This window comes from Halomonas sp. H10-59, from assembly GCF_040070555.1.
GTDB classification, from domain to species: Bacteria; Pseudomonadota; Gammaproteobacteria; order Pseudomonadales; family Halomonadaceae; genus Halomonas; species Halomonas litopenaei.
On record NZ_CP098828.1, the window covers coordinates 4,043,590 to 4,068,179 of the forward strand.

22 protein-coding genes are annotated in these 24,590 nt (G+C 64.7%); 13 read left to right on the forward strand and 9 right to left on the reverse strand.

Going from position 1 to position 24,590, the window contains the following annotated elements; genetic code table 11:
- Window positions 1-26: 26 nt before the first annotated feature.
- The 4 genes from NFG57_RS17515 (at window position 27) to NFG57_RS17530 (ending at window position 3,045) form a co-directional block, all read left to right on the forward strand.
- Complete coding sequence (locus NFG57_RS17515) at window positions 27-806, forward strand: 3-hydroxybutyrate dehydrogenase (RefSeq protein ID WP_045991236.1); 780 nt, start codon at window positions 27-29, stop codon at window positions 804-806.
- Window positions 807-927: 121 nt separating this feature from the next.
- Window positions 928-1,956: a patatin-like phospholipase family protein gene (locus NFG57_RS17520; RefSeq protein WP_045991237.1), complete on the forward strand. Its 1,029-nt coding sequence runs from the start codon at window positions 928-930 to the stop codon at window positions 1,954-1,956.
- Between the two features lie 258 nt (window positions 1,957-2,214).
- On the forward strand, window positions 2,215-2,595 hold the full coding sequence (locus tag NFG57_RS17525) for a carboxymuconolactone decarboxylase family protein (RefSeq protein WP_052704215.1): 381 nt from the start codon (window positions 2,215-2,217) through the stop codon (window positions 2,593-2,595).
- 60 nt (window positions 2,596-2,655) lie between these two features.
- Window positions 2,656-3,045 (forward strand): cupin domain-containing protein, encoded by a 390-nt coding sequence (locus tag NFG57_RS17530; protein ID WP_052704216.1) that lies wholly within the window; start codon window positions 2,656-2,658, stop codon window positions 3,043-3,045.
- Window positions 3,046-3,321: 276 nt separating this feature from the next.
- Here NFG57_RS17530 and NFG57_RS17535 read toward each other — a convergent pair whose 3' ends face one another.
- A complete protein-coding gene (locus NFG57_RS17535) occupies window positions 3,322-4,359 on the reverse strand; it encodes a nitronate monooxygenase (protein ID WP_348814868.1) in 1,038 nt (345 codons plus the stop codon).
- Window positions 4,356-4,916 (reverse strand): retropepsin-like aspartic protease, encoded by a 561-nt coding sequence (locus NFG57_RS17540; protein ID WP_108132253.1) that lies wholly within the window; start codon window positions 4,914-4,916, stop codon window positions 4,356-4,358. The genes NFG57_RS17535 and NFG57_RS17540 overlap by 4 nt, the downstream gene beginning before the upstream one ends.
- Window positions 4,917-5,050: 134 nt before the next feature.
- On the opposite strand from NFG57_RS17540, the gene NFG57_RS17545 reads away from it, so the two are divergent.
- Complete coding sequence (locus NFG57_RS17545) at window positions 5,051-6,316, forward strand: homoserine O-acetyltransferase (protein WP_348814869.1); 1,266 nt, start codon at window positions 5,051-5,053, stop codon at window positions 6,314-6,316.
- A gap of 208 nt (window positions 6,317-6,524) precedes the next feature.
- A complete protein-coding gene (locus NFG57_RS17550) occupies window positions 6,525-7,142 on the forward strand; it encodes a flavin reductase family protein (protein WP_231498596.1) in 618 nt (205 codons plus the stop codon).
- 89 nt (window positions 7,143-7,231) lie between these two features.
- Here NFG57_RS17550 and NFG57_RS17555 read toward each other — a convergent pair whose 3' ends face one another.
- Window positions 7,232-7,990 (reverse strand): sulfite exporter TauE/SafE family protein, encoded by a 759-nt coding sequence (locus tag NFG57_RS17555; RefSeq protein WP_045991241.1) that lies wholly within the window; start codon window positions 7,988-7,990, stop codon window positions 7,232-7,234.
- Between the two features lie 65 nt (window positions 7,991-8,055).
- Window positions 8,056-9,405 carry an MFS transporter gene (locus NFG57_RS17560; RefSeq protein ID WP_231498595.1) on the reverse strand — a complete coding sequence of 450 codons (1,350 nt, stop codon included), beginning with the start codon at window positions 9,403-9,405 and terminating at the stop codon, window positions 8,056-8,058.
- Between the two features lie 164 nt (window positions 9,406-9,569).
- Between NFG57_RS17560 and NFG57_RS17565 the strand changes: the two genes are divergently transcribed.
- Complete coding sequence (locus NFG57_RS17565; RefSeq protein ID WP_108132251.1) at window positions 9,570-10,394, forward strand: helix-turn-helix transcriptional regulator; 825 nt, start codon at window positions 9,570-9,572, stop codon at window positions 10,392-10,394.
- A 9-nt stretch (window positions 10,395-10,403) separates the two neighbouring features.
- On the opposite strand, the gene NFG57_RS17570 is transcribed toward NFG57_RS17565, so the two are convergent.
- On the reverse strand, window positions 10,404-12,875 hold the full coding sequence (locus tag NFG57_RS17570) for an autotransporter domain-containing protein (protein ID WP_348814870.1): 2,472 nt from the start codon (window positions 12,873-12,875) through the stop codon (window positions 10,404-10,406).
- A 274-nt stretch (window positions 12,876-13,149) separates the two neighbouring features.
- Between NFG57_RS17570 and NFG57_RS17575 the strand changes: the two genes are divergently transcribed.
- From NFG57_RS17575 to NFG57_RS17595, 5 genes are all read left to right on the forward strand, one after another.
- A complete protein-coding gene (locus tag NFG57_RS17575; RefSeq protein ID WP_108132249.1) occupies window positions 13,150-14,619 on the forward strand; it encodes an aminotransferase in 1,470 nt (489 codons plus the stop codon).
- A 124-nt stretch (window positions 14,620-14,743) separates the two neighbouring features.
- Complete coding sequence (locus NFG57_RS17580; protein WP_306169242.1) at window positions 14,744-16,093, forward strand: Na+/H+ antiporter NhaC family protein; 1,350 nt, start codon at window positions 14,744-14,746, stop codon at window positions 16,091-16,093.
- Window positions 16,094-16,101: 8 nt separating this feature from the next.
- Window positions 16,102-17,262 (forward strand): agmatine deiminase, encoded by a 1,161-nt coding sequence (gene aguA / locus NFG57_RS17585; RefSeq protein ID WP_348814871.1) that lies wholly within the window; start codon window positions 16,102-16,104, stop codon window positions 17,260-17,262.
- Window positions 17,263-17,404: 142 nt separating this feature from the next.
- Window positions 17,405-17,653, forward strand: a complete 249-nt coding sequence (locus tag NFG57_RS17590; protein WP_045991247.1) for a hypothetical protein — start codon at window positions 17,405-17,407, stop codon at window positions 17,651-17,653.
- Between the two features lie 397 nt (window positions 17,654-18,050).
- Window positions 18,051-18,293, forward strand: coding sequence for a hypothetical protein (locus tag NFG57_RS17595; protein ID WP_108132246.1), 243 nt, complete (start codon window positions 18,051-18,053; stop codon window positions 18,291-18,293).
- Window positions 18,294-18,356: 63 nt separating this feature from the next.
- Here NFG57_RS17595 and NFG57_RS17600 read toward each other — a convergent pair whose 3' ends face one another.
- From NFG57_RS17600 to NFG57_RS17615, 4 genes are all read right to left on the reverse strand, one after another.
- Window positions 18,357-19,034, reverse strand: a complete 678-nt coding sequence (locus NFG57_RS17600; protein ID WP_045991249.1) for an extensin family protein — start codon at window positions 19,032-19,034, stop codon at window positions 18,357-18,359.
- A gap of 96 nt (window positions 19,035-19,130) precedes the next feature.
- Window positions 19,131-19,310 (reverse strand): hypothetical protein, encoded by a 180-nt coding sequence (locus NFG57_RS17605; protein WP_045991250.1) that lies wholly within the window; start codon window positions 19,308-19,310, stop codon window positions 19,131-19,133.
- Window positions 19,311-19,457: 147 nt separating this feature from the next.
- A complete protein-coding gene (locus tag NFG57_RS17610; protein ID WP_045991251.1) occupies window positions 19,458-21,107 on the reverse strand; it encodes a BCCT family transporter in 1,650 nt (549 codons plus the stop codon).
- Window positions 21,108-21,428: 321 nt separating this feature from the next.
- Complete coding sequence (locus NFG57_RS17615; RefSeq protein WP_222569970.1) at window positions 21,429-23,096, reverse strand: BCCT family transporter; 1,668 nt, start codon at window positions 23,094-23,096, stop codon at window positions 21,429-21,431.
- 444 nt (window positions 23,097-23,540) lie between these two features.
- Here NFG57_RS17615 and NFG57_RS17620 point away from each other — a divergent pair, with 444 nt between their 5' ends.
- Window positions 23,541-24,536 carry an LLM class flavin-dependent oxidoreductase gene (locus NFG57_RS17620; protein WP_348814872.1) on the forward strand — a complete coding sequence of 332 codons (996 nt, stop codon included), beginning with the start codon at window positions 23,541-23,543 and terminating at the stop codon, window positions 24,534-24,536.
- Window positions 24,537-24,590: the final 54 nt, after the last annotated feature.

Here is a 24,590-nt window from a genome sequence, read left to right on the forward strand (position 1 = left end):
GATCTCGTCTCTAGAGGAAGTGATCCATGCCCCAGCAGAAGACCGCCATCATCACCGGCTCCACCAGCGGTATCGGTCTCGGTATCGCCGAAGGCTTCGCCAAGGCGGGCATCAACCTGGTCATCAACGGTATCGAGGCCGCCGCGGACGTGGAGGCCACCCGCGCCAGTCTCGAAAAGCACGGCGTCAAGGTCGTCTATGACAACGCCAACATGATGGACCCCGGCGAGATCAGCGCCATGCACAAGCGGGCCGAGGCAGAATTCGGCAGCGTGGACATCATCGTCAACAACGCCGGTATTCAGCATGTGGCACCGGTGGACGAGTTCCCCGAGGACAAGTGGAACGCGATCATCGCCATCAACATGAATTCCGCTTTTCACCTGACCAAGGCCGCCTTGCCTGGCATGAAGGCACGTGGCTGGGGGCGAGTGATCAACATCGCGTCCGCCCATGCTCTGGTGGCATCGCCTTTCAAGTCGGCCTATGTGGCCGCAAAGCACGGCGTTCTGGGACTGACCAAGACCGTGGCGCTGGAAGTCGCCGAACACGGCATCACCGTCAATGCCATCTGCCCGGGATACGTGCTGACGCCTCTGGTCGAGAAGCAGATTCCCGACACCGCCAAGGCACGCGGTATCTCCGAGGACTCGGTCATTCGCGACGTCTTGCTCGCCAACCAGCCGACCCGCCAATTTGTCACCACCGAACAACTGGCGGCCACGGCGCTGTTCCTGTGTTCGGACGGCGCCGCCTCCATGACGGGAATCGCCCTGCCGGTCGATGGCGGCTGGACAGCACACTGAAGCACCGTTCGACAGGGTGAAGCATGCGGCGAACCTGCCGCCGACGCCGCTGCTGCCGCACTTTTCCCGGCAAGGGAAGACGGCCTCACGGACGACCGCACCAAGATGACAGGAGAGCTTGATGGCCAAGCCACCCAAGAAAATAAGTCTGGCACTTCAGGGTGGAGGCGCTCACGGCGCCTTTACCTGGGGGGTCCTCGATGCCCTGCTCGACGACCCATGCATCGAGATCGAGGCCATTTCCGGCACCTCCGCTGGCGCCATGAACGCTGTCGTTCTGGCCGATGGTCTGGTCCAGGGCGGGCGAGAGGCTGGGCGCGAAAAACTGGAAACGTTCTGGCGTGCCGTGTCCCAGTCGGCGCGCTTCAGCATTCTGCAGCGCACCCCCTGGGATCGTCTTAGCGGAAACTGGAGCCTCGACTACTCGCCGGGCCACGTGTACTTCGACCTGATGACGCGATTCTTCTCGCCGAGCCAGTTCAACCCCATGAAGTACAACCCCCTGCGGGACATCATCGTCGAGCAGGTCGACTTCGACAATGTGTGTGGCTGCGACCAGATGAAGGTCTTCGTGGCCGCGACCAACGCCGAGACCGGGCGCGTCAAGATCTTCGATCGCGCCGAACTCACCCCCGACATGGTGATGGCGTCGGCCTGCCTGCCCTTCCTGTTCGAAGCGGTCGAAGTCGACGGCGTGCCCTACTGGGACGGCGGCTATTCCGGTAACCCTCCGCTGTTTCCCTTCTATCACACCACCGAGTCCCGGGACATTCTGATCGTCCAGGTCAATCCGGTGGAGCGTGAGGGGTCGCCGACCAGCGCCCAGGAGATCCTCAATCGCACCAACGAGATCACCTTCAACGCCAGTCTGCTCAAGGAGTTGAGGGCGCTTGCCTTCGTCAAGCGACTGATCCACGAAGGCCACCTCGACCCCAAGAACTATCGCGACATGCTGGTCCATATCATCGATAGCCAGGACCTGCTGAAACCCCTCGGGGCCTCATCGAAGCTCAACGCCGAGTGGGACTTCCTGTGCCATCTGCGAGATCTCGGCCGCAAACGCGCCCAGGACTGGATCGAGCAACACTACGACGACATCGGCAAGCAGGACAGCGTCGACCTGAGAGCCATGTTCGAGGGCACCCACTGATCGGCAACGGGTCCCGATAGGCGTTATGGCATAGCGGTGCCGGTAAGGTTGCAGGCCCGGCACCGACCAAGCTGAGCAAACGGATCAGTCAGACAAGAAGTGATGACTCAGCAAGATAAAACAGTCGTATGTTTCAAACGATATAGAGATTGGTAGCGGCAAAAAAATGGCTTGTCTTCCTGCTGCTGCCGATTACGGAAAGGCCGACACGGAACGCGATTATCCCGACCACTATCGTCGCCATGAGGATGCTGGAAAATGAGTTCCACCGCCGTTTCACCCAACATGGAGAAGGGACTCGCCTTCTTCCGTAAGCACAATCCCGCCGCCGCACAAGCGTTGGAGGAAAAGCTCGGTGACTTCGCCCCCGACCTGATGCGCCTGGTCGCCGAATTCCCCTTTGGCGAAATGTACGGTCGTGATGGCCTGGACCCCAAGCTGCGCCAGAGCGCCACGCTCTCGGCACTGGCCTGTGGAGGCCACGAGAATCAGCTACGCATCCATATCGGCATCGCACGCTCACTAGGCTTCACCCGTGACGAGCTGGTCGAACTGTTCATGCAGCTGGCGCCCTATGCCGGCTTCCCGGTCACCATCAATGCGGTGCTGGCCGTCAAAGACATCTACCCCGATACCTGAAGATCACCACGGTGATACACGCCCCACCAAACCCAACGCTGCGCAAGAAGGAATTACGCCATGTTTGAACATCAGAAAAATCCGCCGATGGAACCCGTTGACGAGGTCGATACCACACTGGCCTACATCGACCTTGCGGACGTCAAGCTGCCGGCAGGCGCTGCACCGCTCGAGCAACGTCACCTGCGCTTCCGCCGCGTCGACGTGGCACCAGGTGGCATCGTGCCTTACCACTCCCACGAAAACCGCCCGGCTATCCTGTTCGTGTTCCAGGGCGAGATCGTCGAGTACAACTCCAAGCATGAGCAGCCGCGCGTTCACAAGGCGCCGTCGATCATCGCCGAGTTCAACGAGATCTGGCACTGGTGGAAGAATGAGACAGACGGTGACGTCATCATCTACGCCGCGGACCTGGCCGAGACCGAGAAGTGCGCCGAAGGCGAGTGCTGATCGACAGACCGAAAGCATGCTCGGCGATGTCCTTCGCCCCGCCGCAAGGCGGTAATACATCGGTAAAGCAATAATCAACCGATATCAGCAGAAGCCGCGGCCACTCATCGCCGAGTGCCGCGGCTTTTTTATGCCAGAGCGAAGCCGCAGGTTATGCAAACGCGCCGCGTGATTTCCGAAGCGTTAGCGCTGCCTCGCGACCCTGACCTGCCCCAGGAACCGCAATCTACGCTTGTCGCCAGGTTGGCGTTGCGAGCGCACAGGAAGACGTGCTCCTCATTGCTCCTCGAGTTCTCCCGCCAGCCACTGGAGTTGCTCGGCCACCGGTACCTCACGACAGTGGCGTCGATTCTGGCCCGCCCACAGCGGAGAAAAGTCACCGCTGCAACGGGACTCGTGGGCCGCGCGCAGCTCGCACAGGGCGCTGGCAGCCAGCGGAAAGTCGGGTACCTCATCCGACAGCGGCCCCAGCTCGCGCATGGCACGATTGACGATCCCGCGGGCGGGCCGACCGGAGAAGACATTGGTGATGTCGGTGGAGGCTTCATCATCCTGCAGCGCCCTGCGGTGGACGGCCCTCACCGATGCCTCGGGGCAGCACAGCAGTGCGGTACCGATCTGGACCGCCTGGGCGCCCAGATCCAGTGCCTGCCGGACCCCCAGGGGGTCGCCGATCCCTCCGGTCGCCACCACCGGCAACGAGATAGCCTCGACCACCCGGGGCAGCAATGACGCCAGCGGCAACTGAAGACTCAGGTCGTCACTCAAGAAATGTCCCCGGTGCCCCCCTGCTTCAAGGCCCTGGGCGATCACCACGTCGGCGCCATGGGCTTCCAGCCACCGGGCCTCATCCACCGTGGTGGCGGTAGACAGCACCAGCGCACCGCAGGCCTTCACCCGCTCGACCAGTTGTGCCTCAGGTAGACCGAAATGAAAGCTCACCACGGCGGGACGGTGGCGCTCGACGATGGCACAGGCATCGCTGTCGAACGGCCGTCTAGTAGGCGTGTCACTTGGAGGTGGCGGCGCGATTCCCAACTCTTCATGGTAAGGGGCCAGCAACGCTCGCCACTTCTCCAGTCGACTCGGTTGAGGCTCGGGCGACGCATGGCTGAAGAAGTTGACGTTGACCGGGCCTTGTCCTTCCACCGCTGCAAGGGCCTGATCCAGCGCCTCGAGGGCCAGCATGCCGGCAGGCAGGCCTCCCAGACCTCCGGCTGCGGTGACCGCAAGCGCCAGTGTCTCGTCCTGGGCGCCGGCCATGGGAGCCTGGAGGATGGGCCACTTCAGCCGCAATCGAGAGAGCGCGGTCATGGTTGAATCTCCTTGTGTGGAGCGGCGTCGGCTCTCGGTGACGAGGAGCCGCGCGCCTGCAATTCCAGGATATCGCCACGGATGGCAATGTCGAAGCGTCCGAGAAAGCTCATGCCCAGCAGCGCCGTCTCACCTTCCATGCCCGGGCTGATGGAGCCATCGACCCGAGTCGCCGACAGGCCGCCCAGGGTAACGCTGTCGAGGCGTGTCAGGGTGCCTTGTGCACGACCATTGGCGGTATGAAACCAGGCGCTGCCGAGGTCCGGCAACGACAGTCTTGCCGCCAGATCTCCCGGCAGAGCGACACGGGTAGCGCCGGTGTCGACAAGGAAGGTCACCGGCGTGCCATTGATACTGCCGGGCGCAACGAAGTGTCCGCCAGGCCCGCGCTTGAGCCTCAACGGCTCGCCCTCGGCCACCTGATTCAGGTTGGCATTGGGGTTCAGGCGCTGCTCCAGCCAGGACGTCGCCCACCAGCCACCGAGCCCCATGAACAGCACCCAGAACAACAGCATCATGGCGAGCCCGGGGCCACGTGTCCCCTGTCGCTGGGTCATCGGTTTCTCCTCACGGGCGGTTTCGTCCTCCTCGCGCCGGGACGACGAAGGCAGCATGGCGAAGGCGCCAGGTGAACGCTGTACTGGTGTCTGTACGCGGCATCGTCCGCGCCAACCACCACCAGGGAAGGTTCATGATGACAGTTTATGCGTCCGCTCTCCATGACCGGCGCCAGCCTGGCGCCGCCGTCGCCCTTGGCCTCCTCGTCGCCTCGATCTGGCTTATCGCCTCGCCGGCACTGGCCAGCGCCGACAACGATGACGAGGCGGTCTCCACCGGCCTGGACAATGTCACCAAACAGGTCTTCGAGATGCCAAGCTACACCACCGTCGGCGGTGACACCATCGCCCCGGTCAGAGTCGGCTGGGAGGCCTATGGCGAGCTTAACGAGGCAGGCGATAACGCCATCCTGATCACCCACTTCTTCTCCGGCACCAGTCACGCCGCCGGCCGCTATGACGGTGAAGAGACCCCGGGCTACTGGGATGCCATCATCGGCCCCGGCAAGCCGCTCGACACCGACCGCTATTACGTCGTGTCGTCGGACACCCTGGTCAACCTCAACGCCGGCGACCCCAGAGTCACCACCACCGGCCCTGCCAGTCACAACCCCGACACCGGCGAGCCCTGGGGCACCGACTTCCCGTTGGTGACCATTCGCGACTTCGTCAATGTGCAGAAGGCCTTGCTGGATGATCTCGGTATCCAGCGCTTGCACGCGGTGATGGGTGCCTCCATGGGGGCGCTGCAGGCTTACGAGTGGGCCAGCGCCTATCCCGAGCGGGTCGAACGCCTGATTCCGGTGATCGGTGCGGGCGTGGCCGATCCCTGGCTGATCGCCAGCCTGGACGCCTGGGCCGCCCCCATCACGCTGGACCCCAACTGGCGCGGCGGTGACTACTACGCACAGACGCCACCGCTCGACGGTCTACGCGAGTCGTTGAAGCTGATCACCCTGCAGGCCAACCACTGGCGTTGGGCGGACGCCACCTTCGACCGCGACTGGGCCGACGCCAACACCTCACCGATGAGCTCACTGGAAGCCCAGTACGAGGTCGAGGCGACCCTGGACAGCGTCGCCGAACAGCGGGCTGCCACCGCCGACGCCAACCATCTGCTGTACCTGGTCAAGGCCAACCAGGCCTTCATGACTGGCCATGGCGACAGCCTGGAGGCGGGCCTGGCCGCCATCGAGGCCCCGACCCTGATGCTCTACAGCGAAGACGACCTGGTGTTCTCGCCCCAGAAGGTTCGCGAGACCGCCGCACTGATCGAGGCCGACGGCACCCCGGTGACCCTCGAGGCCCTGGAGGGTGACCGCGGCCACATCGACGGCGTGGTGAACATCCAGCAGGCCGAAAAACAGTTGCGTGACTTCCTCGAGGCACCGATTCCCTGAACGCTCGCCGACGCCGACCAGGCACCGGGGCCTGATTGGCGGCCCTGGCGCCTTTCCAGCACCGGCGCGATGGCCTCGGTCGTGTATCTCCGCCAAGGCTGGACCTGTCGGGCTCGGCGTGCTGGGATAACGCCTGGACCGCCCCACGCCAACTGGCACCATCACAACGGGTGCTGTTGCAACGACAATGAACACAAGGAGTTCGACAGTGAGCGACGACGCCACCCTCAAGGTCAGCGAGCTGGACGCCGGCCTGATCTATCGACTGTTCTCCGGAGCCATCGCTCCGCGTCCCATCGCCTGGGTGTCGACCCTGAGCGAGAGCGGTCACGCCAATCTGGCGCCCTTCTCGTTTTTCAATGTGGCCAGCGTCGATCCCCCCGTGCTGGCGTTTTCTCCATTGCTCAACGGCGAAGGCGCCACCAAGGACACCATCGCCAACCTCAAGCAGGTCGGCGAGTGCATCGTGCATATCGGTGGTGAGGCGCTGGCCGAGGCGCTCAACGCCACCAGCGCAAGCCTGCCGCCCGAGGGAGACGAGTTCGACCATGCCGGGTTGACCAAGGCCAGCCTGGGAGACCTGCGGGTACCGCGTATTCAGGAGGCACCGGTTGCCTTCGGCTGTCGCCTTCACGATATCCTGCACTTCGGCGACCGTCCGCTGTCAGGCAACCTAGTACTGGCCGAGGTGACCGTCATCCACGCCGATCCCCGGGTGTGGAACGGTCGACACGTCAGCTGCGACGCCCTGGCCCCGATCGGGCGCATGGCCGGCAGCGACTACGCACGCTGCACCGACCTGTTCTCACTGGAACGTCCGAAGTAACGAACCCTGGGGCGCCCCGGCAACGCCTGACGGCGCCTGCAACGGCCCAATGCAGCTCTCGATGAAGCTCGGGTCGCCCGGGTCGTTGCTCAAGCCGCAAGCAGCGAACGCGTCACCAGGTAGCCGCCCATGGCCAGCAGGCCAAGCAGAAACACCTGGCGAAAGCGCGCCTCGGATAGCCGGCGTCTGAGCCAGGCGCCCCACCACATGCCAAGACTCGCCGGCAGCAGCGCCAGGCTCGACGCCAGCAGCAGGTCGGTGGAGAGCAAGTCCCTCTCGCCGAGTGCCAGCGCCAGGCTCAGGGTCGACAGGCTGAACAACAGCCCCATGGCCTGAACCAGGGCGTCCCGTGACAGACCGATGGCCTGCAGAAAGGGCACCCCGGGGAAGACGCTGGAGCCTGTCAGCCCGGTCAGGACGCCATTCATCGCGCCGACGGCGCCGGCCTGGACCGGGCTTCCCGAGAAGCGCAGCCGTCGCCCGCTCAGATTCATCAGTGCGTAGAGCATCAGCAACAGCCCCAGCAGCAACGACAGCCAGTGAGCCTCGACGCTGGCCAGCACCCATACCCCCGGCCAGACCGCCAGCACCGCCGCCAACAGAAACAACCAGAGCCGACGGCATAGCGCCAGCAGATGCCCTCCCACCAAGGCCTGCCAGACGTTGGTGACCACCGTGGGCACCAGCATCAGCGCCATGGCCAGAGGCAGCCCCAGGGTCGCGGTCAACAGCGCCAGCAGTACCGTGGGCATGCCCATGCCGAGCACTCCCTTGACCAGTCCTGCCAGGACGAAGATGGCCGACAAAAGGATCAGAGTATCGGGTGCGAACAGCGCGTCCGGCAGCATTCAAACGTCCTCGGAGCGGGTCTCTCGGCCAAGGTCCTCGATAGCGTTCCCTCGGCCCAGGTGGTTCAGTGCGTATCGTCCAGCCTGGCTTCCCACTCCCCTGCCACCCGCTGGCCGCGGCGCTGATTGACGCCAGCGCAGATCACGATGGCGATGATGAAGAAGGCAGCGCACAACAGGATCGAAGCCTTGAGCCCCACCGCCGCCTGCAGCAGTCCCAGGCCGACGATACCGATGACCCCCGCCAGCTTGTTGGCCAACCCCCAGAACCCGAAGAACTCGGCCGCCTTCTGGCGGGGCGAGAACAGGCCTACCAGGACCCGGCTGGCCGACTGGCTGGAGCCGAGGCTGAGGCCCGCCAGGCAGCCGACCACCAGAAACAGTTGCTCGGCCTGCCAGTCGAGTCCCCAGGTAGCGTTTAGCCAGGCGGTGACCTCGGGGGTGGCCCAGATGGCCAGGATCGCCAGCACCCACAGCACCAGAGTCATCAGATAGGTCACCAGGGTACCGATGCGGTCCTGGATAAAGCCAAATCCGAGTGCCCCTGCCGCGGCGGTGATCTGGACGATGATGAACATCAGGTTGCGGGTGCTTTCCTGCCAGCCGATGACCTGGGCGCCATAGATGAAGGCGAAGGCGATGATGATGTAGACGCCAGCCATGGAGAACAGCACCGAGGTCAGAAACAGACCCAGGTCACGGAACCGACGCAGCTCGTGCAAGGTGGTCGATACCCGCTGCCAGGCGATGCGGGCGAAGGGCTGGCGATGGGGCTGTGGTTCGGCGCGCTCCTTGAGCCAGACGAAGGTTGGTATCGCCGCCAACAGGAAGAATCCCGCGGCGAAGGGCCCGACCCAACGGATCCGCTCGAAGTTATCCGCGGTGGCCTCGCCCAGTATGGCCAGGGTGAAGCCCGCTGCCACCAGTCCGCCGACGTAGCCCAGCGCCCAGCCGAAACCGGAGATGGCGCCGAGCTTCTCTGGCGGCCCAAGCCCCGGAAGAAAGGCCGCGATAAAGGACTCACCCATGGAGTAGGCGTAGTTGGACAGGATGATCAACACAAAGCCCAGCGCCACGTAGCCCGGCTCGACAAAGTAGAGCATGGCGGTGGTGGCGATGGTGGCCAGATAGCTGGCAAACAGGAAGCGCTTCTTTTCGGCGCGGTAGTCCATCACCGCACCACACAGCGGACCGGTCACCACCACCAGCAGAAAGCTCAGCGCCAGCGCCAGGCTCCACAGCAGGTTGGCCAGGCGAAAGTCGTCGCCTCGGTCGCCGACGATCACCGTGGTGAAGAGTTCACCGAACACCACGGTGATGATCAGCAGGGTGTAGGCCTGATTGGCGAAGTCGAACATCGCCCAGCCGAAGATCTCGCGCCGGCTCGCCCTGTCGCCGCCCCTTGGAGTCGTCATGCTCACGCTCATGCTGCCGTCCCGTTGGCAAAGGAGTCCAAGATAGCAGCCCGACTCGCCCCAGCGCCACGTCACGCCGAGCCCGGCAGACCCTCGGGACGACCACTGACACCAATAACGAAGTGATACAGTGTGGGCTTCAGACTTTCGACCCAGCGAGCCTCATGACTCCCATCGACTACCTGGCATCCAGCGCGGCCCAGGCCTGGCACCAACGACTGGCTGGCCTGATTCAGGGTGCCGATCGCAGCGACCTTCCGCGACAGCTGGAGCAGGCACTCGCCGAGCTGGTGCCCATGGACACCCTGATCCTGCATGCCTACCAGGGCCGAGGCCGTCCGCGAGTGGTCCATGACAACTATCCCCCCGAACGCCGCCAGCGCGACATCGACCCTTATCTGAGTCGCGTCTACCTGCTCGACCCGATGTTCCAGGCCATCGAGTCTGGTCAGGATAACGGTACCCATCGACTGCGCGATCTGGCGCCGGACCGTTTCGAGAGCAGCGAGTACTACCACCACTACTATCGCGGCCTGGGACTCAAGGATGAGATCGGACTCTTCGCACGGGTCAGCGACGACACCGTGATGGTGCTGTCTCTCGGCTTCCGTACCCAGTCGCCACCGCTGACTCGGCGCACCGTACAGGCGCTACGCCACCTGACGCCCATCGTCGAAGCCCTGCTTCAGCGGTTCTGGAGCTGGCAACGCAGTGCCTTCGAACCGCAACACCAGGAGGTCGAGCCCGTCGACGCCGCCTTCTCGAGTTTTGGCCAGGGTGTGCTCACCCGCCGCGAGCAGGATATCGTGCGCCTGCTGCTCGCGGGCCACTCGGCCAAGTCGGCGGCGCGAGAGCTCGGCATCAGCGACGGCACCGTCAAGGTCCACCGCAAGCACGTCTATCAGCGCCTGCAGGTCACGAGTCAGGCCGAGCTGTTTCGCGCCTTTCTCGATCACGTAGCGCTGATCTCCCGCCAGCAGCGTGACTGACGCACCCGCTCAGAAGCGGTAGGAGAGATACAACCGCCCCTCCCAGATATCCAGGTCATCATGGCCGATGCTGAGATAGCCGGCGCTGGCCTCGAGCAGGGTGGCCTCGCCGACAAACCAGCGGGCGCCAGTGCGCAGGGTACCCGTCAGGTCAGAAGGGTCCTCCCACTCCAGATCCTCGTTGAGGTAGCGCCCGTCGTTGGGCTGCTTGAAGGCCCAGTCCACCCCCAGTTCGGCGTAGGGCATGATCAGACCCGCGTGGTCAGTGTGGTAGATACGGCTAAGCTCACCACTGACCGACGCTACGCCGGTGCTGTAGGAGTCGCCGGGCACTTCCACCTCCACCGGTATCCCCAGGATCTTGCCGTCCAGGTCATAGTCGTCGCTGCGCTCACGGGAGTAGAACAGCGAGACGGTGGGACGCAACAGGGCCTCCCCCCAGCGGTACTGACCGTGGGCATTGAGCGCGCCGCCGAAGCTACGGGTGTCGAAGCTGCCTTCCAGGGTCGCCAGTTCGGTGTCATTGTCACCCCAGCGCCAGATCAGTGATGCGTCCAACGCCCAGCGCTCGGACAGTCGATAGGCGACATAGGGCGAGATGCTGAAGCCATCGCTGTCGCTGTCCCAGGCGCCGCCAAAGTTGTCAGAGCGGCTCGAGTCGACGCTGAAACTGACCCCCGCCACCGTCTGCTCCGACACCCAGCGGTCGACACCCACCGCCACTACCTGGGCCTCGCCATCCAGATCCTGGCCATCACGGTCATCGGAGATATCGGTATAACGAGCATCCACCCAGGTGTTCCAGGGAGAGACCGGCTCTCCCTGACGCCCTGCGGTGATCGGCACCTGTTCCATCAAGGTGGCCTCCAGCGCGTTCCGGGTTCTTGCCTGGGCGTGCTGGCGCAGCAGGTTCTCGGGGCAGGTCACCACCGGCAGGGTACCGTCGGCCAGCGGTGCGCCCCCGAGCCTGGGGTCGTGACGAGGGTCGATGCAGCGATTAGCCGGCAGCGGCACCCGCCCGGCATACCACTCGGCCGCATCGACACGGCCAACGATCTGGCCCTGGGGCATCGATGGCACAGAAGGTGTCAGACCCGACGGCGGACGCTGTTCAGGCGGTACGACGCCGATGGGAGGTGTCACCCCGGAAGGTGGCCTGACATCCGGAGGCACGAGACCGATGGGGGGCGCTACCTCGCCCGGCCGCGCAACGTTCGGAGGAAGGCTCCATTGCCCCAGGGTGGGCCGTCCCGGCGTCACCCCCACCGGCGGACGCTCGGGGGCGGGCACCGTACCTACCGGCGGCGTTACCCCGGTCGGCGGCCGGAAGCCCGGAGGCACCGTGCCTATCGGCGGCGTCACCCCGGTGGGTGGCCTGAAGTCCGGAGGCACCGTGCCTATCGGCGGCGTCACCCCGGTGGGTGGCCTGAAGTCCGGAGGCACCGTGCCTATCGGTGGCGTTACCCCGGTGGGTGGTCTGAAGTCCGGTGGCACCGTACCTACCGGCGGCGTTACCCCGGTGGGTGGCCGGAAGCCTGGCGGCACCGTCCCTATCGGCGGCGTCACCCCGGTGGGTGGCCTGAAGTCCGGAGGCACCGTGCCTACCGGCGGCGTTACCCCGGTGGGTGGTCTGAAGTCCGGTGGCACCGTGCCTATCGGTGGCGTTACCCCGGTGGGTGGTCGGAAGCCTGGCGGCACCGTCCCTATCGGCGGCGTCACCCCGGTGGGTGGTCGGAAGCCTGGTGGCACCGTGCCTACCGGCGGCGTTACCCCGGTGGGTGGTCTGAAGTCCGGTGGCACCGTACCTATCGGCGGCGTCACCCCGGTCGGTGGCCGGAAGTTCGGAGGCACCGTACCGATCGGCGGCGTCACCCCGGTGGGTGGCCGGAAGCCTGGCGGCACCGTCCCTATCGGCGGCGTCACCCCGGTGGGAGGCCGGAAGCCTGGAGGCACCGTACCTATCGGCGGCGTCACCCCGCCAGGGCGGGAAAAATCAGGAAAGATCTTGCCGATGGGAGGGGTAATGCCCGGACGCTCCGGCATCGGGATCTGCCCGGCCGGCGGCAATGTGAAGCCACCCTTCTGGTTCTGGGTATCCAGCAGACAATCCTTGTTGCCCCCCAGATCCAGAAGCTTGTGCACACCACCGTTGCCGTTGGATACCACTGGCGACAGGGTCAGGTGCAGGCCGCCGGCATTGCGCGTCCACTCATCGACGCTCTGCTTTCCCTGCGCCGCCTCCAACCCGAAGTCACCCGGCGAGGTCCCCGACAACCACACCGAGCGCGAACCATCGTTGGTGACACCGACAAAAGCCAGCCCTCCCGAGGCACCACAGTTGGCGGCGATAGCGGGTAACGGGGCCGACATCAGAAAGGCGACAAGGGTGCCCAGGGCACGACGAGTAAAGGGTGGTGCTGGCAACATGGCAAAGTATCCGGACTGACCATTCAGCATCCGCCGCGCCAGAATCTGGGCCACCTCTTCCGGCACCTGCGGATCATTACGGCACAGCCTACACCAACGTCGGAGGATCGCTACGTCTGCCTCAAGTCTCGGTAGTGCCGTTTCGCGCCCCCCTCTCTCAATCATGAGGTAGATCAAGGTCATGGCAACCTGAGTCGATCATAGGCTACCCCATCGGTGATACCGGCACTGCCGCCGCCTGGCGGCCCGAGGAGACCTACCCTCATAAGGATATGTCATCGACAGGGGCAGTCTGGCGAGACTGGAGACCTTCCCAAGGAGGTTTCCAATGACAACACCCGACACTCGCCTCTCGTCCCGCCCCTCGACTCCCGTCGCCGACACGGCTCCGGTTCCGGCCCCGGCCCCAGTCCCAACAACATTGGATGCCGAGACCCTGTGGCGCCAGGATCGGGACCACTTCGTCCATCCCTTCACCGACTTCAGCGTCTTCCACGACAAGGGCTGCGAGCTGATCACCGATGCCGAGGGCATCCACGTTCAGGACATTCACGGCAACCGCTTTATCGACGGCATCGCCGGGCTGTGGTGCGTCAACGTTGGCCACGGTCGCGCCGAGATCGGCCAGGCCATGGCCGAACAGGCCACCCGCATGGCCTACTTCTCGACCTTCAACAATCTGTCCAACGCACCGGCTACGCGGCTGGCCGCCAAGCTCGCCGAACTGGCCCCGGCCCACCTCAACCATGTCTTCTACAGCTGCGGAGGCTCCACCGCCAACGACGCCACCATCCGCCTGGTGCACTACTACTTCAACCGCCTGGGCAAGCCGAACAAGAAGCGTATCCTGTCGCGCCACAACGCCTACCACGGCACCACCTACCTGGCCGCGAGCCTGACCGGCATCGAGAGCAACAACTGGGAATTCGACACCCTCGATGGTCTGGTCACCCATCTAAGCGAGGCCAACCTCTATCGTCGCCCCGAAGGCATGGATGAAGCACAGTACTGTGATCATCTGGTCGCGGAACTCGAGGCCACCATCGCCGAGATCGGCGCCGACAATATCGCCGCCTTCATCGCCGAGCCGATCATGGGAGCCGGCGGCGTACTGGTGGCCCCCCGGGGCTATCACGCCCGCATGCAGGAGGTGCTGCGCGCCCACGACATCCTGTATATCGCCGACGAGGTGGTCACCGGCTTCGGTCGCCTCGGCCACATCTTCGCCTCGGAAGCGGTATTCGACACCCAGCCCGACGTCATCAACCTGGCCAAGGGCCTGTCCTCGGGCTATGCCCCGCTCGGCGCGACCCTGATCTCCGACCGCCTCTACGAGGTGCTGGGCACGCCCCAGGGCAAGGGCGGAGTACTCAGCACCGGCTTCACCTACTCCGGACATCCGGTCAGCTGCGCCGCGGCGCTCAAGAATATCGAGATCCTCGAGAGAGAAGAGCTTTGCGCCAACGTCCGCGAGGTCGGCCCCTATCTGGAGCAGGCACTGGCGACGCTGTCACGACATCCCACCGTCGGCGACGTGCGCGGCAGCCACTTCATGATGTGCATCGAGAACGTGGCAGACAAGGACACCAAGGCGCTGTTTCCGGTGGACGCGCGTGTCGGCGATCGGGTGGCCTTCGAGGCCCAGCAGCGCGGACTGATCATTCGTCCGGTGGGGCATCTCAACGTGATCTCGCCGCCCCTGATCTGGACCCGCGACACCGTCGACGAGGCCGTCGCCATCCTCGACGAGGCGCTTGCCGCCACCGCCGAGTCCCTGCGTCGCGACGGCTATCTCTAGCCACGAACCCTCCTGCAACACGAGTCCGCACGCTTTTTTGCCGCGCGGCCAGCGCAGGGCTCGCCCCTGCGCGATAGCTTCCGTCCAATAACAACCGTCGCCACAGGCGATACAAGGAGCTTGCATGGAAACCTACGGCGTCTGGAGCCTGGTTCCCACCCTGGTGGTGCTGGTCACCGCCATCATCACTCGTCGCACCATCGAATCACTGCTTGCCGGCTGCCTGGTCGGGCTCTTGATGATCGCCCCCAGCGAGGTCGTCACCCGCGGGTCGGACATCCTGCTCACGGTCCTCGGTAATGACACCGTCACCTGGATCATCCTGGTCTGCGGCCTGTTCGGCAGCTTGATCGCCCTGCTGGTCAAGACCGGCGGCGTGCTGAGCTTCGGTGACGCCATGACCCAACGACTGCACAGTCGTCGCCAGAGCCTGCTGACCACCTGGGTGCTGGGGCTGGTGATCTTCGTCGACGACTACCTCAACGCCCTGACCATCAGCGCCTCGATGAAGAAGATCACCGATCGCTTCGGCGTCTCCCGCGAAAAGCTGGCCTATCTGGTGGATTCCACCGCCGCCCCGGTGTGTATCCTGGTGCCCTTCTCGACCTGGGCGGTGTTCTTCGCCGGCCTGCTCGAGGACAACAACGTCGCCGACAACGGCATGTCGCTGTACATCTCGGCGATCCCGTACATGGCCTACGCCTGGGTGGCGGCGGCCCTGGTGCCCTTGGTCGCGCTGGGCTGGCTGCCTGACATCGGCCCGATGAAGACCGCCGAGGCCCGTGCCAAGGCCGGCCAGCCGGTGCCCGATGGCGGCGAGGAGCACGCGCTGCAGATCGACACCAACTACGATGGCCAGAGCCCGCATCTGCTCAACTTCCTGCTGCCCATCGCCAGCCTGATCGTCGCCACCTGGTACTTCGATATCGACATCCTGCGCGGGGTCATCGTTGCCCTGGCCGTCACCCTGGTGCTGATCGCCGTCCAGCGTCTGCTGAGCTTCAATGACACCTTCGATACCGCCCTGGAAGGCTTCAAGGCGATGATCATGCCGCTGGGCACCCTGGTCGCCGGCTTCTCGCTCAAGGAGGTCAACGACGTCCTGGGCCTCACCGAGGTGGTGATTCAGGCGGTACAGCCGCTGATGACCGCCGGCCTGCTGCCCGCCGTGGTATTCGTCACCATGGCCTTCCTGGCCTTTGCCACCGGCTCCTTCTGGGGGCTGTTCGCGGTGGCCATGCCGATCGTGCTGCCGTTGGCGATCAGCATGGACGCCAATATGCCGCTGGTGGTCGGCGCCTTGATCTCGGCCAGCGCCTTCGGTAGCCACGCCTGCTTCTACGGGGACTCCACGGTGCTGTCGGCCCAGGGTAGCGGTTGCAGCCCCATGGCCCACGCCCTGACCCAGATCCCCTACGTGTTGATCGCCGCGGCCCTGGCCACCGGCGTGTTCCTGCTGATCGGATTCTTGTGAGAGCCTCCATGAACCAGACACACCATTCGTCTTCACCGACCCCGGCCCCTGCCGCGTCGCGTTCCGCCGGCAGCGACGCGCACAGTCCCGCCCGACTTGGCTGGTCCATGCCGGCGGAATTCGCCCCTCACGACGCCTGCTGGATGCTGTGGCCCCAGCGCCCGGATACCTGGCGCCTGGGAGCCAAGCCCGCCCAACAGGCCTTCGTCGCGGTGGCCAGCGCCATCGCCGAGAGCGAGACCGTCTACGTGGGCGTCAACGACGATCAGTACGAAAACGCCCGTTATCAGCTTCCGGAATCGATTCGCGTGGTCGAACTATCCAGCAACGACGCCTGGATGCGGGACGTGGGCCCGACCTTTCTGACCCACCCCGAACATGGCCTGGCGGTGGTGGACTGGGAATTCAACGCCTGGGGCGGACTCAAGGGCGGGCTTTACTTTCCCTGGGACAAGGACCGCCGGATTCGCCCCAAGATCGCCGAAATGCTGGGCATCCCCCGCTTCGATGCCGGTATCGTGCTGGAAGGCGGCGCCATTCACGTCGACGGCGAGGGCACCCTGATCACCACCGAGGAGTGCCTGCTCAACCCCAACCGCAACCCGGGTCTGGATCGTGCCGCCATGGAGGCGCGCCTGAGTGAGCAGCTGGGCATCAGCAAGGTCATCTGGCTTCCCCGGGGCTGCTACCTCGATGAAACCGACGGCCACGTCGACAATCTCTGCTGCTTTGTGGGCCCCGCCGAAGTTGCCTTGACCTGGTGCGACGACGCTGCAGACCCGGAGTACCAGATCTGCCGCGACGCCCTGGCGGTGCTGGAAGCCAGTACCGATGCCTGCGGTCGACCGTTCACCGTGCACCGCCTGCCCCAGCCCGGCCCACTGTTTATCGGCGAAGACGAGGCCAGCGGCATCGACCGCCTGTCCAGCTCGCACCCACGCCAGCCCGGGGACCGCATGGCGGCCTCCTACGTCAACTTTTACATCGGCAATCGAGTGGTGGTCATGCCCCTGCTGGATGAACGCCGCGACAACGAGGCTCGCGACATTCTGGCGAGGCTTTTTCCCGAGCGTCGGGTGATCGGCGTGCCCGCCCGAGAGATCCTGCTCGGCGGCGGCAACGTCCACTGCATTACCCAACAACAGCCGAGGGATCCAAGACGTACCTGACAGGCGGGAGTCGTCGCCGGTGACGACACGGCACCAGAAAGTGTCTGCTGGAAGCGACACCGCATCGGAGAATCAAGGGGTTGTGCTCGGCTCTCTTGGCCAATAGGCTCGATATGGCACATAACAGCATAGGAGAAACATCATGAGGAAGGGTTCCATCAAGACACTCTCCAGCCTGCTGCTGGCCACTTTCATGACCTTGGGCCTCGCCGCCTGCGGCACCGGCACCGGTGAACGCGCCGCCAGTGGCGCTGGCGTGGGTGCCGCCGTAGGTGCCGGCGCCGCCGCCGCCACCGGTGGTGACGTCGCCGAAGGCGCCGTGATCGGCGGTGGCGTAGGCGCGGCCACCGGCGCCGCCACCGATGAGGACGACGTCGACCTGGACAACTAAGGTCCTGGGCCTGGGGCGAGGCGAGGGTGCCTCGTTCCAAACCTGCTCGACGCACAGGAACACCGCCGGCTTGCCGGCGGTGTTCTTGTATCTGGCCGGTCGGGTATCTCGCCCGGGTCTGGCCGGTCGAGTATCTCGCCTGGGTCTGGCCAGTCGGGTATCTCGCCTGGGTCTGGCCGGTCGGGTATCTCGCCTGGGTCTGGCCGGCCGGGTATCTGAGCTGTCGTGTGTCTGGCCTGGTTCGACCAAGCGGGGTTCGGCTAAACGGGGGGCTGCCAAGCGGGCGCGGCTCCCACAATTGGCGCCAATTGGCGACAATTGCTGCATATTTGCTTCACTTGCTCCTTTCTGTGCCGTTGTTACTGTTAGGGTCATCCCCCAGCATGAGGACGACGACATGAAACTTCTGAAGATGACCGGGCTGAGCGCTACTGCCCTGACCATGGCCCTGGCACTGTCGGCCTGCGGTACCGGTACCGGAGAACGGGCGCTGAGTGGCGCGGGGGTCGGTGCAGCGGTAGGTGCCGGCGCGGCGGCGATCACCGGCGGCGACGTGGGCAAGGGCGCGGTCATCGGCGGCGGCGTGGGTGCGGCGACCGGTGCTGCCACCGATTCCCGGGACATCAACCTCAGTCGCTAAGTCCAGGCCCGAGGCGTCCAGGCAGCTTTCGACCCCGCCCCGATCCGAGCCAGGATGCCGCCCTCAGCGGCAGACCCGACCGCCCACGCCGAGATGAAAGTGATCGGCGTGGGCGGCATTGTAGTCAGGCCCCAGCACGGTGCCGAAGACCTTGCAGGCGCGCTGCCCCACTTCCTTCAGGAAACGTCCTTCGGCTCCCTTGCCCCAGTGGCCCGACAAGCTGACGCGACGACCGTCCTCGAGTTCGAAGGCGGCCACATCCAGGGCCTCGGCGCTGGCATGCTGGCTGCGACGTCCCTCGGCTCGACCATAGATGTTGCGGCAGGCGAAGCTGCCGAAGTGTTCGATCTGGGCCACGTCCACGCCAAGATGGGCGCGCGCAGCGGCGTTGAGCTCATGACGCTCGAACACCGCCCAGGCCACCGCCAGCGGGCAGCGTGTCATCACGCTCGGCTGCATGCGCGACTGGCCACCGGCGTAGCGCACCAGATTGGAAAGCTCGCACTGGCCCCGGGTGACGTCATCCAGTGGGGTATATCGCTGGGGCGGGTCCGCCGCCAGCACCGCACGGCAGGCCTCGGGGTCATCCGCCAGCCGCGCCAGCTTCCAGCCGAGGAAAGGACCAGGCGGCGTCTCGATCGATATCGGTGTCCAGGGCAACCAGCGATCCGGAATTGCGATCATCCCCTTGTCCAGGGCAACGCCCAACACCAGCAGCATGATCAACAGCCACTGCCCCATATAGTTCCTTCCTGTGCCCGACCCTTTCTGTGCCCAACCCTTCCTGCGCCCGACCCTTGGCCACGGTTCATCCCACGACCGGGGCGTCGAGTACGATCAGGGGTCCACCAACAAGGATAGCGCCAGAGCGACGATACCGACCGTCACGGCGGTTACCACCGCCAGGATGACGATACGGTCCAGCCAGCGATCGAAGGTGACCCAGTTGAATGTCAGCCGCCTGCGACGAGACGGAGGCCCGCGGCGGGTCGCGCCGCGGGCAGGGGGTGAAGACATGGCCGAGATCCTTCCGACGATACCCTGAGCTTACGTCCTGGCACTCTTCCTGACTACCAATGCATCGTAGATACTGCATTTTGCGCCAAGTTTCGTTTGACGGTGCTCGCCCGGGGTCACAGATCGCCGGTGCCGGTCGACGTCACCTCAGTGGTTGATGCGCCGGTTGACCACGTTGGGGGCGCGCCGCAGACGCTCCTCCTCGGCCAGATTGCCGGCCTCGAACGGATCCGCGCCCACCGGGGTCTCGCCATGCTGACGGTACAGCTGTGACAGCATGTTGCGGCGATCCGCCTGCAGTTCCTTGACCAGCACGAACATCATCCCGAACAGGATGAACGAGAACGGCAGGGCCGCCAGCACGGCGGCAGACTGCAGTCCCTTGAGCCCACCTGCAACGATCAGCGTCAGACAGATGGCGGCAATCAACAGCCCCCAGCAGATCCGCTTGTACAGCGGCGGCGCGATGGAGCCATGGTCGGTCATCTGGGCGACGATAAAGGAGGCGGAGTCTGCCGAGGTGACCAGAAAGATGAAGATCAGGATCATGGCGAGCACCGACAGCACCGTGGAAAACGGCATCAGGTCGAACATCTCGAACAGTGCCACGGTGATATTGTCCTGGGTGGCGGCGGCCAGGCCGGCATCACCGCCCAGCTCCATATGCAGGGCCGCCCCGCCGAACACCCCGATCCACAGACACGCCAGCAGCGGCGGCACCACCAGCACACCGAGTACGTATTCGCGGATGGTCCGCCCCCGCGAGACCCGAGCCACGAAGGTGCCGACAAAGGGCGACCAGGCGATCACCCACGCCCAGTAGAAGATGGTCCAGCTGGAAGCCCAGGGGTCATCGTTGTAGGGCGACATCTTGAGGCTCATGCCGATGAAGTTCTGCAGGTAGTCGCCGATGCCCAGGGTGATGGTCTCGAGGATCTTGACCGTGGGGCCGGTGAACAGCACGTACAGCATCATCGCGATGCACAGCGCCATATTGAGGTTGGACAATCGCTTGATGCCCTTGTCGAGCCCCGACCAGGTCGAGGCCATGTACGCCACGAACATCACCCCGAGGATGCCCGCCTGCCAAAGGCCGCTTTCCGGCAGTCCGAAGACCGCATTGAGGCCACCATTGACCTGCAGTACCCCGAGCCCCAGCGAGGTCGCCACCCCCATCACCGTGGCGACCACGGCGAAGATGTCGAGCCAGTCGGTGTAGGGGCGCAGCGCCGGGCGCTTGGCGGTCATCGACGACAGCACCGAGGAGACCAGCCCGGCCTGGTCCTTGCGAAACTGGAAGTAGGCGATGATCAGCCCGACCAGCGAGAATGCCGCCCACTGGTGCACCCCCCAGTTGAAGTAGCTCATCTGGATGGCGTAGCGCGCCGCTTCCACGCTTTCGGCGGGGACCGCGCCATAGGGAGGCTCGGCGAAGTGGGTCATGGGCTCGGCCATGCCGTAGAACACCAGACCGACGCCGAAGCCGGCCGCCAGTAACATGCTGATCCAGGAAAAGGTGCCGTAGGTGGGGGTGCTATCCTGGGGCCCCAGGCGCACCTTGCCGTACTTGCTCATCGCCAGCGCCACCAGAAAGATGACGAAGGCGAACACCGCCATCAGGTAGAACCAGCCAAAGTAGTGGGTCACCTGGCTCAGCGCGGTGTTGGCGGCGTCACCGAAGGCGTCGGGGAAACTGGCGCCCACGGCGACCAGGGCGATGATGATAAGGGCAGATAGACGAAAGACGCGATCCTTGCCAGACAGCGGCAGGCGCTCCTGCAGCGCTCGACCGTTCATGGACACTCCTTGCCAGACGGCGGTCATGATGTGAGGGGCGTAGCACCCTAACAAAAGTCGGACTCTCCATCACGGTAGGCGAATATTCGATTCGGCACAAAAAATTGCCGGCACCCTAGGGTACCGGCAATAGTGCTGGAAATAGTGCCGGCAATAGTGTCGGAAATAGTGCCTCCAATAGCGCCGTCAGTTAACGACATAGCAGAAGGCCCGCCATGGGGCGGGCCTTCTGGTTTCCTGCGGTCAGGTCTGGCTCCGCCTGTCCCTTACCAGCCGGGGCTATCACAGACGGGTGATCGAGGCCCGGCCGCCACCACGTGGTTACTGCGGTTTCGGTGTGGCCATCGCCTCGCTGGAGCCACCCTCCTCACTGTCATCCATTTTCAGCGCTTCCTCGGGGGGCTCCATGCCTTCGGTCTTGGCCTGGTCACGCGCCTCGAAGGCGTCTGCACCGACCGGCATCTCGCGGTAGTGCTGATAGAGACCGTCGAGCATCAGCTTGCGATCCTTGCGCAGCTCTCTCACCAGTACGATCACCATCATGTAGAGGATGAAGGTGAACGGCAGCGCCGACAGTACCGATGCCGACTGCAGTCCCTTGAGGCCGCCAGCGGCGATCAGCGTCAGGCAGATGGCGGCGATCAGCACACCCCACAGCACCCGCTTGTAGAGAGGAGGATTGATCGAGCCGTTGTCGGTCATCTGGGCAACGATATAGGACGCCGAGTCTGCCGAGGTCACCAGGAAGATGAAGATCAGCATCATCGCCATCACCGACAAGAGTCCCGAGAAGGGCATCAGATCGAACATCTCGAACAGCGCCACGGTGATGTTGTCCTGGGTCGCCTGGGCCAGGCCGAGGCCCTCGTTGGCCAGTTCCATATGGATGGCGGTGCCACCGAACACGCCCAGCCACAGGCAGGCCAGCAGTGGCGGCACGAACAGCACGCCGAACACGTACTCCTTGATGGTGCGCCCCTTGGAGATGCGCGCCACGAAGGTGCCGACAAAGGGCGACCAGGCGATGACCCAGGCCCAGTAGAAGATGGTCCAGTTCTGGGCCCAGGGATTATCGTTGTAGGGCGACATGCGCAGGCTCATCACGAAGAAGTTCTGCAGGTAGTCGCCCAGTCCCAGGGTAATGGTCTCCAGCAGCTTGATGGTGGGGCCGGTGGCCAGCACGTAGACCATCATGGCGATACACATGATCATGTTGAGGTTGGACAGTCGCTTGATCCCCTTGTCCAGGCCCGACCAGGTGGACGCCATGTAGGCCAGGAACATGCAGAACAGGATGATGAACTGCCACAGGCCGTTCTCCGGGATGCCGAACACCGCGTGCAGGCCGCCGTTGGTCTGCAGCACGCCCAGCCCCAGCGAGGTCGCCACCCCCATCACCGTAGCCACCACGGCAAAGACGTCCAGGGCGCCGTTGAACTTGCGCAGCCCCGGTCGCTTGGCGGTCAGCGGACGCAGCACCACCGACACCAGGCCCGCCTGCTCCTTGCGAAACTGGTAGTAGGCGATGATCAAGCCCACCAGAGCGAAGGCCGCCCACTGATGAATCCCCCAGTTGAAGAAGCTGTACTGAATCGCGTACCGGGCCGACTCCGCGCTTTCCGGCGTCATGTCTGCGTAGGGTGGTGCAATATAGTGGGTCATGGGCTCGGCCATGCCGTAGAACACCAGGCCAACCCCGAAGCCGGCGGCCAGCAGCATGCTGACCCAGGAAAAGAAGCCGTATTCTGGCTTGCCGTCCTGCGGCCCCAGGCGCACCTTGCCGTACTTGCTCATGGCAAGGCCGAGCAGGAATACCACGATGCCGGTGACCGACAGCAGATAGAACCAGCCAAAATAGTGGGATACGCCTCCCAGGGCGCGACTGGCGACTTCGCCGAAACCTTCAGGGAACATGGCCCCCAGGGCCACCAGAATCAGGATGATGATCGCGGAGACGTAAAAGACCCGCTGTCCTTCATTGCGTTGCATATCGCCTTCCTTTTGTTCGACTGCTTGTTGGAAGGCCTGTGCAGCGCCGCTCCGGCGAAGACCACGCTCGGACGCTCCTTATCGAACGCTTCTGCCCGGGCATTCGCCGAGCAGCCTTTGCAGACCCGTACTTTGATAACAGTTAGGTTGTTATCTATCATCCCCGGGCAGCCCACCGATCCGGCTTGGCACTAAGCTGACACTGGACTGCCACTGGAGAGTCGAAGCACCGATGAGGCACCTCGGTGACATCATAGTGAAGTTCGCCACCAAGACAGCGGAATCCACCGCCCGCCAGCCGGCGCAGCAAAACATCCGCCAAATTCGTCGCCTCAGGTACGAATTTTCCCGGCCAAAAGCCCGGCTACAGGCCCGGCCAGAAACCTGACCAAGAACCCGGCCAGAAACTCGGCCAGAAACTCGGCCCAAGAAAAGGAGAGCCCCATGGCCCGTCTCGACACTACGCCCCTTTCGGTCCTGGACCTGGCGCCGATCCGGGATGGCGGCACCGTCGCCGACAGCTTCCATGACAGCGTTGCCCTGGCCCGCCTGAGCGAATCGCTTGGCTTCACCCGCTACTGGCTGGCCGAGCATCATGGGCTGGAGGGGATCGCCAGCGCGGCGACCTCGGTACTGATCGGACACCTGGCGGAGAAGACCTCACGCATCCGCGTGGGCAGCGGCGGCATCATGCTGCCGAACCATCCACCGCTGGTGATCGCCGAACAGTTCGGCACCCTGGAGACGCTCTATCCGGGCCGCATTGATCTGGGACTGGGCCGGGCACCGGGCTCGGACGCGGCCACCATGGCGGCGATGCGCCGCGATCCACACGCTGGCGTCGAGGACTTCCCCCAGCGTCTGGCCGAACTGGAAGGCTTTCTTGGCGATGCCCGACCGGAGCAGCGGGTCCGGGCGGTGCCCGGCCAGGGCACCCGAGTACCGATCTGGCTGTTGGGCTCGAGCCTGTACAGCGCCCAGCTAGCCGCCCACAAGGGGCTGCCCTTTGCCTTCGCCGCCCAGTTCGCCCCGGCCCAGCTCGACGAAGCGCTGGCCATCTATCGCCGCGACTTCCGCCCCTCCGAGGTGCTCGCGGCGCCCTACGCCATGGTCGGTCTGCCGGTGCTGGCCGCCGCCACGGACGAGCGCGCCGACTACCTCGCCAGCACCGCCCGACAGAAGTTTCTGGGCCTGATTCGCGGCCAGCGCGGACGCGCCCGGCCACCGGTGGCGACGCTGGACTGGACCCCCATGGAGCGCGCCCAGGTGGAAGGGTTTCTTGGCGCCGCGGTGATCGGCAGCCCGGCGACGGTGCGCGACGGTCTGGAGCGCCTGCTCGAACGCACCCAGGCCGATGAGCTGATGATCAACACCGACACCTATGCCCTGGAGGATCGCCTCGAGAGCTACCGCCTGGTCGCTGAGGTATGGCAAGGCTGAGCCCCGCCAGGCAACGTGGCGCGACGGGGCCTCAACGCGGAGGCTGAGCCTTGG

Coding starts and splice junctions, on each gene's coding strand:
- NFG57_RS17515 (WP_045991236.1), top strand. CDS start 27: ATGCCCCAGCAGAAGACCGCCATCATCACCGGCTCCACCAGCGGTATC.
- NFG57_RS17520 (WP_045991237.1), top strand. CDS start 928: ATGGCCAAGCCACCCAAGAAAATAAGTCTGGCACTTCAGGGTGGAGGC.
- NFG57_RS17525 (WP_052704215.1), top strand. CDS start 2,215: ATGAGTTCCACCGCCGTTTCACCCAACATGGAGAAGGGACTCGCCTTC.
- NFG57_RS17530 (WP_052704216.1), top strand. CDS start 2,656: ATGTTTGAACATCAGAAAAATCCGCCGATGGAACCCGTTGACGAGGTC.
- NFG57_RS17535 (WP_348814868.1), bottom strand. CDS start 4,359: ATGACCGCGCTCTCTCGATTGCGGCTGAAGTGGCCCATCCTCCAGGCT.
- NFG57_RS17540 (WP_108132253.1), bottom strand. CDS start 4,916: ATGACCCAGCGACAGGGGACACGTGGCCCCGGGCTCGCCATGATGCTG.
- NFG57_RS17545 (WP_348814869.1), top strand. CDS start 5,051: ATGATGACAGTTTATGCGTCCGCTCTCCATGACCGGCGCCAGCCTGGC.
- NFG57_RS17555 (WP_045991241.1), bottom strand. CDS start 7,990: ATGCTGCCGGACGCGCTGTTCGCACCCGATACTCTGATCCTTTTGTCG.
- NFG57_RS17560 (WP_231498595.1), bottom strand. CDS start 9,405: ATGACGACTCCAAGGGGCGGCGACAGGGCGAGCCGGCGCGAGATCTTC.
- NFG57_RS17565 (WP_108132251.1), top strand. CDS start 9,570: ATGACTCCCATCGACTACCTGGCATCCAGCGCGGCCCAGGCCTGGCAC.
- NFG57_RS17575 (WP_108132249.1), top strand. CDS start 13,150: ATGACAACACCCGACACTCGCCTCTCGTCCCGCCCCTCGACTCCCGTC.
- NFG57_RS17580 (WP_306169242.1), top strand. CDS start 14,744: ATGGAAACCTACGGCGTCTGGAGCCTGGTTCCCACCCTGGTGGTGCTG.
- aguA (WP_348814871.1), top strand. CDS start 16,102: ATGAACCAGACACACCATTCGTCTTCACCGACCCCGGCCCCTGCCGCG.
- NFG57_RS17590 (WP_045991247.1), top strand. CDS start 17,405: ATGAGGAAGGGTTCCATCAAGACACTCTCCAGCCTGCTGCTGGCCACT.
- NFG57_RS17595 (WP_108132246.1), top strand. CDS start 18,051: ATGAAACTTCTGAAGATGACCGGGCTGAGCGCTACTGCCCTGACCATG.
- NFG57_RS17600 (WP_045991249.1), bottom strand. CDS start 19,034: ATGGGGCAGTGGCTGTTGATCATGCTGCTGGTGTTGGGCGTTGCCCTG.
- NFG57_RS17605 (WP_045991250.1), bottom strand. CDS start 19,310: ATGTCTTCACCCCCTGCCCGCGGCGCGACCCGCCGCGGGCCTCCGTCT.
- NFG57_RS17610 (WP_045991251.1), bottom strand. CDS start 21,107: ATGAACGGTCGAGCGCTGCAGGAGCGCCTGCCGCTGTCTGGCAAGGAT.
- NFG57_RS17615 (WP_222569970.1), bottom strand. CDS start 23,096: ATGCAACGCAATGAAGGACAGCGGGTCTTTTACGTCTCCGCGATCATC.
- NFG57_RS17620 (WP_348814872.1), top strand. CDS start 23,541: ATGGCCCGTCTCGACACTACGCCCCTTTCGGTCCTGGACCTGGCGCCG.